Below are 14,049 nucleotides of genomic sequence, written 5' to 3' on the forward strand. Positions count from 1 at the left end.
TTGTGAAGTGTCGGCCAAGTCTGACTTTTAATGCCCTATTATAGTGCAAAGTTTAAGAGTTTATAGTGCAAAGTTTTAATGACTAGCATCCAAACCCTAATAGACTTTCGACCCAATCAAACAGGTAAGTGAGGTTAAATAACTTCATTTGCCTGTTTTTTGCTTATTACAAAGGTGCAGTTTTGAAGTAAATACGTTAAAATATATATAAATAATATCGTAATTGATGATAGGAAGAGGCGCCATGATTATTGGTTTAGGAACAGATTTAGTTGAAACAGCGCGTATTAAGGAGGCGATTGCCAACAATTCTCGTTTTGTGGGGAAATTACTAACGGAAAACGAGTTGAGTACATACACAGATATTCTCAATGAGAAACGGCGAGTAGAATTTGTAGCAGGTCGGTGGGCGGCAAAAGAAGCGTTCGCCAAGGCATATGGTACTGGTATTTCGAGCCAGCTGCATTTTCAAGATATTGAAATTGTGAATAATGACCAGCGTAAACCCCTCGTTATTTGTGACAAAGTAGATACGCCGGTACATATTACCATCAGTCACACTGACCATTATGCTACTGCAACGGTTATTATTGAGGACTAGTAGTTTAATTAAGAGTAACTAGTCTAGTTTTGATAATATAAATCTTGTAGCTATCAGTTTTCACAGTTTTACATTTAAGTTGTACAATTATTGTATCTTCAAAAATTTAAATTTTAGCCATAAAAAAAGGCGACCAACTCCTTATAACTTATACAATGTTAATTGCTAAGTTAATTTCTTTAAAAATCGGATTTGTCGCCTTTTTAGCTAAATGAACCGTTATAAATTTGGTCATTTTTTCAAATTTTGATAGAGTTATAAGAGACTTTTTCTATAAAAGGCAAAAATTAGGAGGATTAAGTAATGATAGAGTTCAAGAATGTCGAAAAGGTATATCCAGGGGGCACAACCGCTGTTAAAGACGCCTCTTTGACAATTGATGATGGTGAGTTTGTATGTTTCATTGGGACTTCAGGTTCTGGTAAAACAACAGCGCTACGGATGATTAACCGTATGCACGATCCATCTGGTGGGGAAATTCTGATCGACGGCGAAGCAACAACTTCAAAAGATCCAGTAGAATTACGCCGCGGAATTGGTTATGTAATCCAACAAACAGGATTAATGCCACATATGACTGTATACGACAACATCGTAACAGTACCTCGCTTACTAAAATGGGATGAGAAGAAAAACAGAGATGTCGCAGAACGTTTAATGAACCGGGTTGAATTACCTGTAGAATACTTAGACCGCTATCCAAGCGAGTTATCAGGTGGACAACAACAACGTATCGGGGTTATCCGTGCTTTAGCAGCCAATCCAAAAATCGTTTTAATGGATGAGCCTTTTGGTGCCTTAGACCCAATTACCCGTGATGCTTTACAAGAATTAGTAAAAGAACTACAAGTTGAATTTGGTTCAACATTTGTGTTTGTAACGCACGATATGGATGAAGCTTTAAACTTAGCTGACCGTATTGCAGTATGGCATGAGGGTGACTTAATCCAATATGATACACCAGATGAAATTTTACGTAATCCAGCTAACGAACACGTACGTGGTTTCTTGGGTGAAGAACGCTTAATGCAAGCACAAACTGATTTCATTACAGTAAAAGAAATCATGTTAACCACACCATTAACTGCCACCTTAGGGATGTCTTTAGCTAAGGCAATTACAATCATGCGTGACAACCATGTCGATTCACTATTTGTAATCGATGATGACCATCATCTAAAAGGTATATTGACCTTAAATGATTTGGCTTCACGTACAGCGAACTCAAGTTTATCTGTTGCAGACGTCATGCACACAAGAATTCGCCCAGTATTTGAGGATGCTTTAGTACAAGACACCACTACACAAATCCTAAAAGGTCGTATACCTAACATGCCAGTGGTTGACCGTGAAGGCCGTTTAACTGGTCTGGTTACACGTTCAGCATTAGTAAACCTTGTTTACAACTCAATTTGGGGTGACGAGGAAGAAATTGACAAGTTAACTGATGAACCCGTATTTGAAAATGCAGAAACAACAGCAGTTCACCCAATTGATGCGACTACTGAAGGAGCTGATAAATAATGCAAGAGTTTATTGCCAGTCAAGGTAGTGAAGTCATTCGCCTACTTTGGGAGCATATTTACATGTCATTGATTTCCTTAGGTCTAGGTGTTATTGTGGCTGTACCTTTAGGTATCTTCCTTTCACAAGTACCAAAAGTAGCCAATGTAGTGATTTCTATTGTGTCAGTTTTACAAACAATTCCAACGCTAGCACTTTTAGCTTTAATGATTCCCTTCCTAGGTGTTGGTAAGGTGCCGGCAATTGTCGCCTTATTTATCTACTCGCTATTACCGATTCTACGTAATACTTACTTAGGGATGTCAAACGTAAACCCAGATTTACTTGATGCTGCTAAGGGGATGGGGTTGAAACGGATGCAAATTATTCGCCAAGTACAACTACCACTTGCGGTACCAGTTATTATGGCGGGTATTCGTCTTTCGACAGTCTATGTAATAGCCTGGACAACACTTGCCTCATATATCGGTGGAGGCGGCCTAGGGGATATGATCTTTAACGGATTGAACCTATTTAGACCAGACTTAATTTTAGGTGGTACGATCCCTGTAACCATCCTTGCGGTCATTGTTGACTTAGTGATGGCGCGTATAGAGGAATGGGTTACACCAACAACCTCTTCTAAGAAAGGAGATGAATCACTTGCGTAAAATGAAATATCTTAAGACATCGATTATTGCTGTCTTATCGACAATTATTTTAACAGCTTGTTCATTACCTGGATTAGGGGGTTCATCTGAAAATGGTATTTCCATTGTTTCCGGATCCACAACTGAACGACTAATCTTAGGGCATATTGTTGAAGGTATGGTCAATCACTATACGGATGCCCCAACAAACATTATTCCAAACTTGGGTTCATCATCCATGAACCACCAAGCCTTAGAAACAGGGGATGCCAACGTATCAGCAGTAAACTATACCGGGACTTCACTAACAGGTGAGTTGGGTATGGAAGCTGAAACGGATCCTGAGGTTGCCTTAGAAACAGTTATTTCAGAATTTGATTCGCAATATGATATGCATTGGTACACTCCAGGTTATGGCTTTGCAAATACCTATGCCTTCATGGTTCGCCGTGAAGATGCAGAAAAATATGGTTTAGAAACAGTATCTGACTTAGAAGAATACGCTGACGAATTTTCAGTTGGTGTAGATAATACTTGGTTAAACCGTGAAGGTGATGGATATGAAGCTTTCAAAGAAATCTATGGTTTTGATTTCCCAGAATTATACCCAATGACAATCGGGTTGGTTTATTCAGCCGTATCATCTGGTGAAGTAGATGTTGTACTAGGTTACTCAACTGATGGACGTATCATTTCTGAGGACTTGGTTGTACTTGAAGATGATAAACGACTTTTCCCTCCTTATGATGGGGCTGCAGTTGTTACAAATGAAGCACGCGAACAGTACCCTGAATTGGATGGCATTTTTGCTAAATTAGCTAGTACAATTTCTGACGAAACCATGCAAGAATTAAACTTCCAAAGTGACCAATACTTACTGGAACCACAAGTTGTTGCAGAACGCTTTTTAGAAGAAAATAACTATTTCGAAGATGCAGAACCCTTTATTGAACCAGTGTCGCAAGATAATTTAGGAGGTGAAGAATAATGGTTGACGTTACACAATTGAATTTACTTGAACAGATTGGGTATTATTTCCAGCAAAATGGGATGTACCTATTATCACAATTCTTCCGCCAACTATTGATGACCTCTTACGGGGTAGTCTTTGCGATTATTGTGGCCGTACCCTTAGGTTTCTTTATTGCACACAAGCGTAAAACATCTAGCTTTATCTTAGGTTTAGCCAACATTATTCAAACCATACCAAACCTTGCGTTACTATCAGTAGTAATGTTAGTGATGGGACTAGGCCCCAACTTGGTTGTCTTTACCATTTTCCTATATTCGATCTTACCAATTCTACGAAATACTTATACCGGTGTTATCAGTGTAGATGATACAATGGTAGATGTTGGTAAGGGGATGGGGATGACCCCTTGGCAGGTGATTTATAAAGTGGAATTACCACTAGCACTTTCAGTGATCATGGGTGGTATTCGTAATGCCTTTATTACAGGTATTGGGATTTCCACAATCGGTACTTTCGTTGGTGCTGGTGGACTTGGTGACGTATTGCAACGTGGTGTAAATGCTTCAAATGGTACTTCTATTATCATCGCAGCTGTTATCCCAATTTCACTCATGTCAATCCTAGCTGACTGGTTGTTAGGACTAATTGAAAAACGACTAGACCCTTCATCAACCAAATAATCTAGCAACAAATGAAAGGATGAGTTAATGGATTGGAGTTTATTACTGCAAATCTTTCTCATCAACTTGATATATATCATGTTGAATACCATACGAACCCTATTAGCCATACGCGGTTACCAAAGAATTGCACCGGTAATAGCTGTTGTAGAGGTGACGATTTATACTCTAGGGCTATCTATGGTAATGCAATATTTATCTAATCCGATTTACCTAATTGCCTATGCCTTAGGTTTCGGAGTTGGGATTTATTGTGGGATGATAATTGAAAACAAACTCGCTTTGGGTTACTCAGTTGTCGAAGTTTATGTGCAAAATGACGATCATACCTTAGCTAACGCTTTACGTGAACGCGGTTATGGTGTCACCATTCAAGTGGGTTATGGTCGTGATGGTGACCGGTTGATCTTAACGATTCTAACGCCAAGATCAAATGAAGTATACTTGCACCGGACAATCGATGAAATTGATCCCAAAGCATTCTACCTATCTTATGATGCCAAATATATCCATGGTGGTTTCTGGTCTAAACGTGTGAACCCACGCCTAATTAAACGATCAAAAGTTAAAGACCAACAAACCGATAATATTGTGGTTGAAGAAGTAGAATCAAGAGAAGAGTATGTGGAAGAAACAGGTTATTTATTCGAAGAAGAGGTCAACCAAGAAACACAAGACACTTCATTTGAACAAGAGTTAAATCAAGAATCAGATAAAAACTCAGATAAAGAATAAGTAGCGTATCAAAAAAGCAGCGACTGACCAAAAATCAGTCACTGCTTTTTTTGATACCTAAACTAATGTCTTCAGTAGGGTGTGATAAAACTGTAACGATAGGCGTAAATACCTGCTATCTTAGCTTGTATTATTGTCAAAGTTACTGTATTTTTATAACTGTTGTTCGCAACCATCCAACAGAAAAAAACTAGGAGGCATTTTTATGAAAACAAGAAAATTGGTGAACTCAGCTATGATCACCGCGATTTACATCGTTTTAATGTATTTCGTCCAACCTGTAGGATTCGGCGCCATACAATTCCGCGTATCAGAGGGATTGAACCACCTAGCCGTTTTCCACAAAGACTACAAATGGGGCGTGGTGCTGGGGGTATTCCTATCTAACCTGATGTTCTCAGCATCTCTAGGTATTTACGATATCGTATTTGGGACACTACATACATTGCTATCATTCTTAGTGGCCGAGTACCTATTCAGATTCGCTAAAGACATCAAACAACGCATGATTATCATCAGTCTGGTATTCTCAGTCATGATATTCATCATCGCGCTAGAATTATTCTGGGTCATCCAACTCCCATTCTGGTTGACTTACTTTACTACATTCTTAAGTGAACTCATCATCATGGGAATCACCGCACCACTATTCTACTACTTAGACAAACGCCTAAACTTCCGCAAATTGATGGAAGGTTAATTGCTTGTCCTTTAGATGGTTGATTGCTAAAATATGTGAGAAAAGACACATTATAACCGTCTAGTAAAGGTGGAGGGATAACGCATGCATGTATATCAATTAACAGTAGGGCCTGTCCAAGAACATCCTTACTTTATCGTCAAAGACAACAAGGACACGCTGATTATTGATCCTGGTGACCAAGTAGAAACAATTGAACAACTAATCGCAGAAAACCAGTTAAATCCAGTAGCGATTCTCTTGACCCACGCCCATTTCGACCACATCGGTGCCGTAGAAGACATCCGTGAGCGCTACAACATCGACGTTTGGCAGCACATTATTGAAGCCGACTGGTTGAAAGACAAGCAAACCAGAGTTCCTAAAACTCGTACCCATTATTGGGATAAAATGGGGCAACACTCCGTGGCTGGCTTCACTTTTAAAACCGCACACGTACCAGGGCATTCCCCAGGATCCGTTGTATATATTTTTGAGGAAGACGGCTTTGTCGTTGCGGGCGATACCTTATTCAAAGGAACCATTGGTCGAACCGACTTAGACCACGGGGACCAAGATACATTAATTACTGGTATCAAGCGTCATTTATTGACCCTGCCGGATGAAACCCAAGTTTTACCAGGGCATGGTGGCATTACAACGATTGGTCAGGAAAAGGCGAATAATCCATTTTTACAAGACAATCTTTAAAATAGAAATAATCATTATATAAGCAAAGAGAAAACCTAGTCCAATGACGCCATTACGGTAGTCAAAGGGCTAGGTTTTCTTGTGTCTAAATGTACACCTTAGCTTAAGGCGATTGATTTGGTATTACCAACAGAAAGAATCTTATAATTCTTCCGTTCAATTCTTGAGATAATTTTCTCAAGTGACTGATGTGAACAGTCACCTTTTAATGAAATGATGATATTGGATAGATCGGTTTTAGGATCAACGGTTGTGACAACCGTGTTGATAGATGCAAAACGACCGATAATTCGTGATATCACTGCTAGTGCACCTTGATCTTCCTGGTTTGCTTGAATAGTTAAAACAAAACCATCTTCATCTAGCGACCATGCCTTGAATAAACCACGTTCAAACGCACGGTGGGTTAGGATGCCATAGAAGGTATGGTCTTCATTCAAGACACTGATATAAGGTAAATCTCGAATAGCAAAAATTGTTTGGAAAAGGGTTGAATTGTTATAGATGTATTTTGTCGCATTTTTTAGGTGATGGGTAACCGATACATCTAAAGACTCACCATTTAATAGCCGTTTATAAATGTGTTGTCGGTAAATGTTTCCGCGATACATCGTTCCGGACTGACTTAAGATGGGTAAGGACCGGAAATTATTTTCTTTCATAATGTCTAAGGCTTCTTGTAAAGTATTGGCCTCGGTGACATATTTAACGTCCTCACGCTTAATACTTAACTCGCGGATGTTCATATGTATGACCTCGCTCTTTCATTGTATTCATAACTCATTATATCATAAAAATGGCAAAATCATGCTAAAGATTATAGCAGGGTTAGAATATTGCAAAAAATGCGCAAAAACCAAAATAAAGTGAAAAAAATCTTTTAAAGGGGTTACATTTATTGAAATTCTTGTTATAATGATTTTGTTAATACACATCTGTAGACGTTTATAAGTATTAAGTAAGCGTTTACTCATCTTGAAAGGGGAACATTTCACATGGCTAAAGTTGATTTAACTAAACAACCCTATAATTTAGACGCAGAAGGTGTCAAATGGGTTGAAGATACAATCGCAAATATGACAATTGACGAAAAAATTGGTCAATTATTCTTTAATATGGGTGCAAGTACTGAACCTGAATACTTAAAAGATGTATTAGATACTTATCACATCTCAGGTGTACGTTACAACAAATCTAAAGCAGATGTTGTTTATGAACAAAATAAAGTATTACAAGGCCACTCTAAATACCCAGTATTAATCGCTGCGAACACTGAAGCTGGTGGTGACGGTGCTGCTAACGACGGTACTTATATCGGTCACGAAGTGAAAATTGCTGCTACTAACGACTCTAAATACGCTTATGAAATGGGCCGTATTGCTGGTGTTGAAGCTGCTGCAATCGGATGTAACATGTCATTTGCACCAATCGTAGATATTACTGAAAACTGGAGAAACCCAATTATCTCAGTACGTACTTGGTCAAACGACACAGAAAAAGTTTTAGAAAACTCATTAGCATACTTAAAAGGTATCTCAGAAGAAGGTATCCTTGCGACTGCTAAACACTTCCCAGGTGATGGTAACGACGAACGTGACCACCATTTTTCATTTGCGACTAACCACTCAACATTAGAAGAATGGTTTGAATCATTTGGTAAAGTTTACAAAGGATTAATCGACGCAGGTTTACCAGCAATCATGGCTGGACACATTGGTTTACCTTCATATGTAGAAAAAGTAAACCCATCTGCTTCATTATCTGAGAAAAACTTACCAGCTACATTATCACGTGAGTTATTAACTGACTTATTAAAAGGTGAGTTAGGCTTTAACGGTGCGGTAATTACAGATGCTTCACACATGGTTGCATTTACAAGTGCATTAAAACGTGAAGATGCACTACCAACTTCTATCGCTGCTGGTTGTGACATGTTCTTATTCTTCAACGATCCAGATGAAGACTTTGCATGGATGAAAGCTGGTTACGAAAACGGTACGATCACTGACGAACGTCTAAACGATGCGATTTCTCGTACTTTAGGTTTACGTGCTAAACTAGGTTTACACAAAGTTGACCGTACTCAAATCTTAGCGCCTAAAGAAGAAGCGTTAGCTAAGATTGCTACTGACGAACATAAAGAAATGGCTCGCGAAGTTGCTGACCAAGCGATTACTTTAGTTAAAAATGAACAACCAGATGTGTTCCCTGTAACACCTGAACGCTACAAGTCTGTATTATTAGTACTTAACGAAGGTGTTAAAGGTGGATTCGGTGCGATGATTGCTTCTAAAGAATCTCCAGTAGACATTATGAAAGCTAAAATGGAAGAACGTGGCTTTAACGTAACTGTTTGGGAATCAACAGAAGAACGTATCATGAAGTTACCAGAAGCTGAACGTGCAGCAGCGATTGCTAACGTTTATGCTCAAAAACAACCAATTGCTAAATTAACAAACCAATATGATTTAGTAATTAACTTAGCTAAGATTGCTGCAGGTACAGTACAACGTGTTGCATGGCCAGCATCTAAAGGTACACCGGATATTCCATTCTACGTAAACGAAATTCCTACAATTTACGTATCAGTGAACCATCCATTTGCATTGGCAGATGTGCCTCAAGTACAAACTTACATCAATGCTTACGATGATAAAGAATTCAACTTAGAAATCTTGTTAGACAAATTGATGGAAGGTCCTGAAGCATTCAAGGGTGTTGACCCAGTGGATTCTTACACAGGATTTGACGATACACGTTACTCAGCTGCAGATGTATACGCAAACCGTATCAACCCAGCTAAAACTAAATAATAATCATACAAATCTTTAAAATGTTTAAGGCCTGCCTGCGTGTGGGGCCTTTTTTGATTAAACAGAATTAGAATCTGTAAAAAGTGAGGGGATGTTTCTTTTCTATACACTTCTTTGGTTTGTTGGGTTTGGTCTTTTTGCAAAAGAGTTAGTCCAAAAGTTTGAAAACAGGATGAGGTCGGCAATCTATACCCATACTTATAAGTTGAATCTTGCCTTTTAAACCTAAGGGTTGTATACTAAAATCAGATTATTGTACATACATATAACAAAGGAGAGAATTCGACATTATGGGAGATCCTGGGGCCTCAAACGTAGGTGGACAGATATTACTAATTATTATTTTAACATTGGTGAATGCCTTCCTGGCAGGGGCTGAAATGGCCTTTGTATCGGTGAACCATTCAAAACTAGAAACCATGGCAGAAGAAGGAGACGTAAAATCCCAAAAAGTATTGAAACTTCTTGAAAACTCTGATGATTTCTTATCAACGATTCAAGTAGGGATTACTTTTGCTGGTTTCTTCTCGTCTGCAGCGGCGTCTACTACCTTCGTTTCTTATTTAGAACCGTATCTATCTGGTGTTCCAGCAGGTGAGACAATTGCTACAGCAGCTGTAACCATAATCTTGTCATACTTTACATTGGTATTAGGTGAGTTATATCCAAAACAATTAGCTTTACAAGTACCTGAATCGTATGCACGACAATCAGCTGGCATTATTTCTGTGTTAAAAACATTCTTCAAACCTTTCGTATGGTTGCTAACAGCATCAACAAATGTATTGAAGAAAATCACTCCACTCGAGTTTTCTGAAGACAGCCAACAATTTACTCGTGAAGAAATTCAAGGGATTATTAATTCCTCACGTCGTGAAGGTGTGATTGATAGTGACGAGTTCCAAATGATGCAAGGTGTATTATCTTTGGATACTAAATTGGCTAGAGAGGTAATGACACCTCGTACAGACACCTTTATGGTAGACATCGAAGATGACAGCCAAGAAATCGTAAACGAAATTTTAAGCTCACAATATTCTCGTGTGCCAGTCTTTAAAGATGATAAAGATGACATTGTTGGGATTATCCATACAAAAGATATTTTACGTGAAGCGCGTAAAGTAGGTTTTGAAAACATCGAAATCACCAACGTTGTTAAACCAGCTTTCTTTGCACCGGAAACAAGCTTTATTGATGATTTATTATTCGACTTTAAGAAAAACCACCAACATCTAGCCATCATCAAAGATGAATATAATGGTGTAGTTGGCTTAGTTACCCTAGAAGACTTAATCGAAGAAATCGTCGGTGACATTGAAGATGAGTATGATGAAATTTCACATCTTTACAAACGTATCAATGAAACTACTTACATCATCAACGGGATTATGCCAATCGATAAGTTCAACCAATTATTTAAAACAAGCGTAGAATCCGATGAGTCAGATACCATTGCAGGTTACATGATTGAAATTCTAGGTTACTTCCCTGAAGACCGAGCAGAAGAAGTGATCCGAATCGAAAATTATAAGCTAATGACCACTGCAGTTGAAAACGGGCGTATCCGTGGTATCCAAGTTAAGAAGTTGGATATCGATGAATTAGCTGAAGAAGAAGTAGAAGAAGAAAATAAATAGCATTAAAAAGTTCGGAATCTTTCCGGACTTTTTTCAACTAAAGGAGTAAATATGACTGAATCAAACGAAGTAAATGAGACTAAAGAAAAAGTATTACAAAATGAAATGATGGACCGCCCAGTAGTAGAAGCAGGCGTATTGAACTTCATGCGTACTGAACAGAACGACTTTCCAGCACCATTAAAAGAATTAGAAGATTACGCCCATGAAAACCGCGTACCAGTAATTCCTCATGAAACAGCAGTTTTCTTAGACTTTCTATTAAGTATTAAACAACCAAAGAAAATTCTAGAAATCGGTATGGCCATCGGATTCTCTGGATCACTAATGGTTTATGGCCATCCTGAAAGAAGCTTAGATACCATTGATCGTTATGACAAAATGATTGGTGCTGCTAAAATCAATTTTGAAAAATTAGGTGTATCAGACCAAGTGACTATCCATGAAGGTGACGCCAAAGATATATTGCCAACTCTAGAAGCTAAATATGACTTTGCCTTATTAGATTCAGCGAAAGCAAAATACTTCGACTTTTTCCCGTTAATCATGGACCGACTAGAAGTTGGCGGCATTTTGATGATTGACGATATTTTCCAAGGCGGTACAGTCTTTAATGAATTGGATACCATTCCAAAACGTGTGCGGAAAATCCATAAAAAATTAAATCTACTTTTAGAAGAAGTGGTGGGTCATCCAAACTTAAAAACCTCTGTCCTACCTCTAGGTGATGGAGTCTTACTTGTAGAGAAAATTGATGATACAGATTTCTCCTACTTGTTAGAGAAAAACTTCTAGGGAAAATATAGATAGAAAACAAGTCGTGGAGGGAACTTCACGGCTTTTCTCTTAACTTGAATTTTGAGAAGGAAAAATAAGTTAAATATTTTTAATCCGAAACCATTGACTTTGATAGAATAGGGTGATAATATAAATATCCAATAGCGGAGACGACATCGTGCGTTAAATACTATTGGGGAATAATTATTGACTTGGTTCTAAACTTGAGTTAATATACATAAGTTGCTTGTTGAGGGCGACAAGATGAAAAAAGAAATTTTAAATTCTTGTTGACAATAACTCAAGTCAAGTGATATGATATTCAAGTCGTCAAAACAAGATTGTTTGTATAAAGCAACAAAAAACTTTTTGTTGACAAACGTCGTATGAAGATGATATGATATATGAGTTGCTAATAAAGCAACGAGATAGACCTTTGAAAACTGAACAAAGAAGACAAACCAAAAATTGTGTATGGAATCATTTGATTCCAACAATTAAAAGTAGTGAGAACTACTATAAATAAGTCAGCAAACTTTAATGAGCAATCAAGCTCATGAAAATCTTTCATGAGAGTTTGATCCTGGCTCAGGACGAACGCTGGCGGCATGCCTAATACATGCAAGTCGAGCGAACAGATGAAGTGCTTGCACTTCTGACGTTAGCGGCGAACGGGTGAGTAACACGTAAGGAATCTACCTATAAGCGGGGGATAACATTCGGAAACGGGTGCTAATACCGCATAATATCTTCTTCCGCATGGAAGGAGATTGAAAGACGGCTCTGCTGTCACTTATAGATGACCTTGCGGTGCATTAGTTAGTTGGTGGGGTAATGGCCTACCAAGACGATGATGCATAGCCGACCTGAGAGGGTGATCGGCCACATTGGGACTGAGACACGGCCCAAACTCCTACGGGAGGCAGCAGTAGGGAATCTTCCGCAATGGGCGAAAGCCTGACGGAGCAATGCCGCGTGAGTGAAGAAGGCCTTCGGGTCGTAAAACTCTGTTATAAGAGAAGAACAAATTGTAGAGTAACTGCTACAGTCTTGACGGTATCTTATCAGAAAGCCACGGCTAACTACGTGCCAGCAGCCGCGGTAATACGTAGGTGGCAAGCGTTGTCCGGATTTATTGGGCGTAAAGGGAGCGCAGGTGGTTTCTTAAGTCTGATGTGAAAGCCCACGGCTTAACCGTGGAGGGTCATTGGAAACTGGGAAACTTGAGTACAGAAGAGGAATGTGGAACTCCATGTGTAGCGGTGGAATGCGTAGATATATGGAAGAACACCAGTGGCGAAGGCGACATTCTGGTCTGTTACTGACACTGAGGCTCGAAAGCGTGGGGAGCAAACAGGATTAGATACCCTGGTAGTCCACGCCGTAAACGATGAGTGCTAGGTGTTGGAGGGTTTCCGCCCTTCAGTGCCGCAGTTAACGCATTAAGCACTCCGCCTGGGGAGTACGACCGCAAGGTTGAAACTCAAAGGAATTGACGGGGACCCGCACAAGCGGTGGAGCATGTGGTTTAATTCGAAGCAACGCGAAGAACCTTACCAAGTCTTGACATCCTTTGACCACCCTAGAGATAGGGCTTTCCCTTCGGGGACAAAGTGACAGGTGGTGCATGGTTGTCGTCAGCTCGTGTCGTGAGATGTTGGGTTAAGTCCCGCAACGAGCGCAACCCCTATTATTAGTTGCCAGCATTTAGTTGGGCACTCTAATGAGACTGCCGGTGACAAACCGGAGGAAGGTGGGGATGACGTCAAATCAGCATGCCCCTTATGACTTGGGCTACACACGTGCTACAATGGATGGTACAACGAGTCGCAAACCCGCGAGGGCAAGCAAATCTCTTAAAGCCATTCTCAGTTCGGATTGCAGGCTGCAACTCGCCTGCATGAAGCCGGAATCGCTAGTAATCGTGGATCAGCACGCCACGGTGAATACGTTCCCGGGTCTTGTACACACCGCCCGTCACACCACGAGAGTTTGTAACACCCGAAGTCGGTGAGGTAACCTTTATGGAGCCAGCCGCCGAAGGTGGGACAGATGATTGGGGTGAAGTCGTAACAAGGTAGCCGTATCGGAAGGTGCGGCTGGATCACCTCCTTTCTAAGGAATATAACGGAAACACAATGTGTTTGACTCTTCTTTGTTTAGTTTTGAGAGATTTATCTCTCTTGTATATATTTTGTTCTTTGAAAACTGAATACTGTAAGTAATAAACCTCTTATTTAATTATTTTCTACCAGGAGATAATTAATATAAGAAATTCCAATTTTACCAA

Annotated in this window: 12 protein-coding genes and 1 rRNA gene; 12 read left to right on the top strand and 1 reads right to left on the bottom strand. The window is 39.5% G+C overall.

Going from position 1 to position 14,049, the window contains the following annotated elements:
- Positions 1–244: 244 nt before the first annotated feature.
- The 8 genes from acpS (at position 245) to AWM74_RS05580 (ending at position 6,532) form a co-directional block, all read left to right on the top strand.
- Complete coding sequence (gene acpS, locus AWM74_RS05545) at positions 245–601, top strand: holo-ACP synthase (protein WP_026465843.1); 357 nt, start codon at positions 245–247, stop codon at positions 599–601.
- A gap of 303 nt (positions 602–904) precedes the next feature.
- Positions 905–2,125: an ABC transporter ATP-binding protein gene (locus tag AWM74_RS05550; protein ID WP_026465842.1), complete on the top strand. Its 1,221-nt coding sequence runs from the start codon at positions 905–907 to the stop codon at positions 2,123–2,125.
- The gene (locus AWM74_RS05555) at positions 2,125–2,775 is read left to right on the top strand and encodes an ABC transporter permease (RefSeq protein WP_026465841.1); all 651 of its coding nucleotides are present in this window, start codon (positions 2,125–2,127) and stop codon (positions 2,773–2,775) included. Before AWM74_RS05550 ends, AWM74_RS05555 begins: the two co-directional genes overlap by 1 nt.
- Entirely contained in the window at positions 2,759–3,742 is a 984-nt protein-coding gene (locus AWM74_RS05560; protein WP_026465840.1) for an osmoprotectant ABC transporter substrate-binding protein, read from the top strand. Before AWM74_RS05555 ends, AWM74_RS05560 begins: the two co-directional genes overlap by 17 nt.
- Positions 3,742–4,407 (top strand): ABC transporter permease, encoded by a 666-nt coding sequence (locus AWM74_RS05565; RefSeq protein ID WP_026465839.1) that lies wholly within the window; start codon positions 3,742–3,744, stop codon positions 4,405–4,407. Before AWM74_RS05560 ends, AWM74_RS05565 begins: the two co-directional genes overlap by 1 nt.
- 27 nt (positions 4,408–4,434) lie before the next feature.
- A complete protein-coding gene (locus AWM74_RS05570; RefSeq protein WP_026465838.1) occupies positions 4,435–5,142 on the top strand; it encodes a DUF2179 domain-containing protein in 708 nt (235 codons plus the stop codon).
- 205 nt (positions 5,143–5,347) lie between these two features.
- On the top strand, positions 5,348–5,842 hold the full coding sequence (locus tag AWM74_RS05575; RefSeq protein WP_016897820.1) for a QueT transporter family protein: 495 nt from the start codon (positions 5,348–5,350) through the stop codon (positions 5,840–5,842).
- A gap of 84 nt (positions 5,843–5,926) precedes the next feature.
- Positions 5,927–6,532 (top strand): MBL fold metallo-hydrolase, encoded by a 606-nt coding sequence (locus AWM74_RS05580; RefSeq protein WP_026465837.1) that lies wholly within the window; start codon positions 5,927–5,929, stop codon positions 6,530–6,532.
- A 98-nt stretch (positions 6,533–6,630) separates the two neighbouring features.
- Here AWM74_RS05580 and cbpA read toward each other — a convergent pair whose 3' ends face one another.
- Positions 6,631–7,278, bottom strand: coding sequence for a cyclic di-AMP binding protein CbpA (cbpA, locus tag AWM74_RS05585; protein ID WP_026465836.1), 648 nt, complete (start codon positions 7,276–7,278; stop codon positions 6,631–6,633).
- A gap of 249 nt (positions 7,279–7,527) precedes the next feature.
- On the opposite strand from cbpA, the gene AWM74_RS05590 reads away from it, so the two are divergent.
- The 4 genes from AWM74_RS05590 (at position 7,528) to AWM74_RS05605 (ending at position 13,874) form a co-directional block, all read left to right on the top strand.
- A complete protein-coding gene (locus AWM74_RS05590) occupies positions 7,528–9,345 on the top strand; it encodes a glycoside hydrolase family 3 protein (protein WP_051218212.1) in 1,818 nt (605 codons plus the stop codon).
- 290 nt (positions 9,346–9,635) lie between these two features.
- On the top strand, positions 9,636–10,982 hold the full coding sequence (locus tag AWM74_RS05595; RefSeq protein ID WP_026465835.1) for a hemolysin family protein: 1,347 nt from the start codon (positions 9,636–9,638) through the stop codon (positions 10,980–10,982).
- Positions 10,983–11,033: 51 nt separating this feature from the next.
- On the top strand, positions 11,034–11,777 hold the full coding sequence (locus AWM74_RS05600) for an O-methyltransferase (RefSeq protein WP_026465834.1): 744 nt from the start codon (positions 11,034–11,036) through the stop codon (positions 11,775–11,777).
- A gap of 547 nt (positions 11,778–12,324) precedes the next feature.
- A 16S ribosomal RNA gene (locus AWM74_RS05605) occupies positions 12,325–13,874 on the top strand.
- Positions 13,875–14,049: the final 175 nt, after the last annotated feature.

This window comes from Aerococcus urinaeequi, assembly GCF_001543205.1.
GTDB classification, from domain to species: domain Bacteria; phylum Bacillota; class Bacilli; order Lactobacillales; family Aerococcaceae; genus Aerococcus; species Aerococcus urinaeequi.

Bases quoted from the DNA above. Each gene is read 5' to 3' on its own strand.
- acpS (WP_026465843.1), top strand. From the start codon at position 245: ATGATTATTGGTTTAGGAACAGATTTAGTTGAAACAGCGCGTATTAAG.
- AWM74_RS05550 (WP_026465842.1), top strand. From the start codon at position 905: ATGATAGAGTTCAAGAATGTCGAAAAGGTATATCCAGGGGGCACAACC.
- AWM74_RS05555 (WP_026465841.1), top strand. From the start codon at position 2,125: ATGCAAGAGTTTATTGCCAGTCAAGGTAGTGAAGTCATTCGCCTACTT.
- AWM74_RS05560 (WP_026465840.1), top strand. From the start codon at position 2,759: ATGAATCACTTGCGTAAAATGAAATATCTTAAGACATCGATTATTGCT.
- AWM74_RS05565 (WP_026465839.1), top strand. From the start codon at position 3,742: ATGGTTGACGTTACACAATTGAATTTACTTGAACAGATTGGGTATTAT.
- AWM74_RS05570 (WP_026465838.1), top strand. From the start codon at position 4,435: ATGGATTGGAGTTTATTACTGCAAATCTTTCTCATCAACTTGATATAT.
- AWM74_RS05575 (WP_016897820.1), top strand. From the start codon at position 5,348: ATGAAAACAAGAAAATTGGTGAACTCAGCTATGATCACCGCGATTTAC.
- AWM74_RS05580 (WP_026465837.1), top strand. From the start codon at position 5,927: ATGCATGTATATCAATTAACAGTAGGGCCTGTCCAAGAACATCCTTAC.
- cbpA (WP_026465836.1), bottom strand. From the start codon at position 7,278: ATGAACATCCGCGAGTTAAGTATTAAGCGTGAGGACGTTAAATATGTC.
- AWM74_RS05590 (WP_051218212.1), top strand. From the start codon at position 7,528: ATGGCTAAAGTTGATTTAACTAAACAACCCTATAATTTAGACGCAGAA.
- AWM74_RS05595 (WP_026465835.1), top strand. From the start codon at position 9,636: ATGGGAGATCCTGGGGCCTCAAACGTAGGTGGACAGATATTACTAATT.
- AWM74_RS05600 (WP_026465834.1), top strand. From the start codon at position 11,034: ATGACTGAATCAAACGAAGTAAATGAGACTAAAGAAAAAGTATTACAA.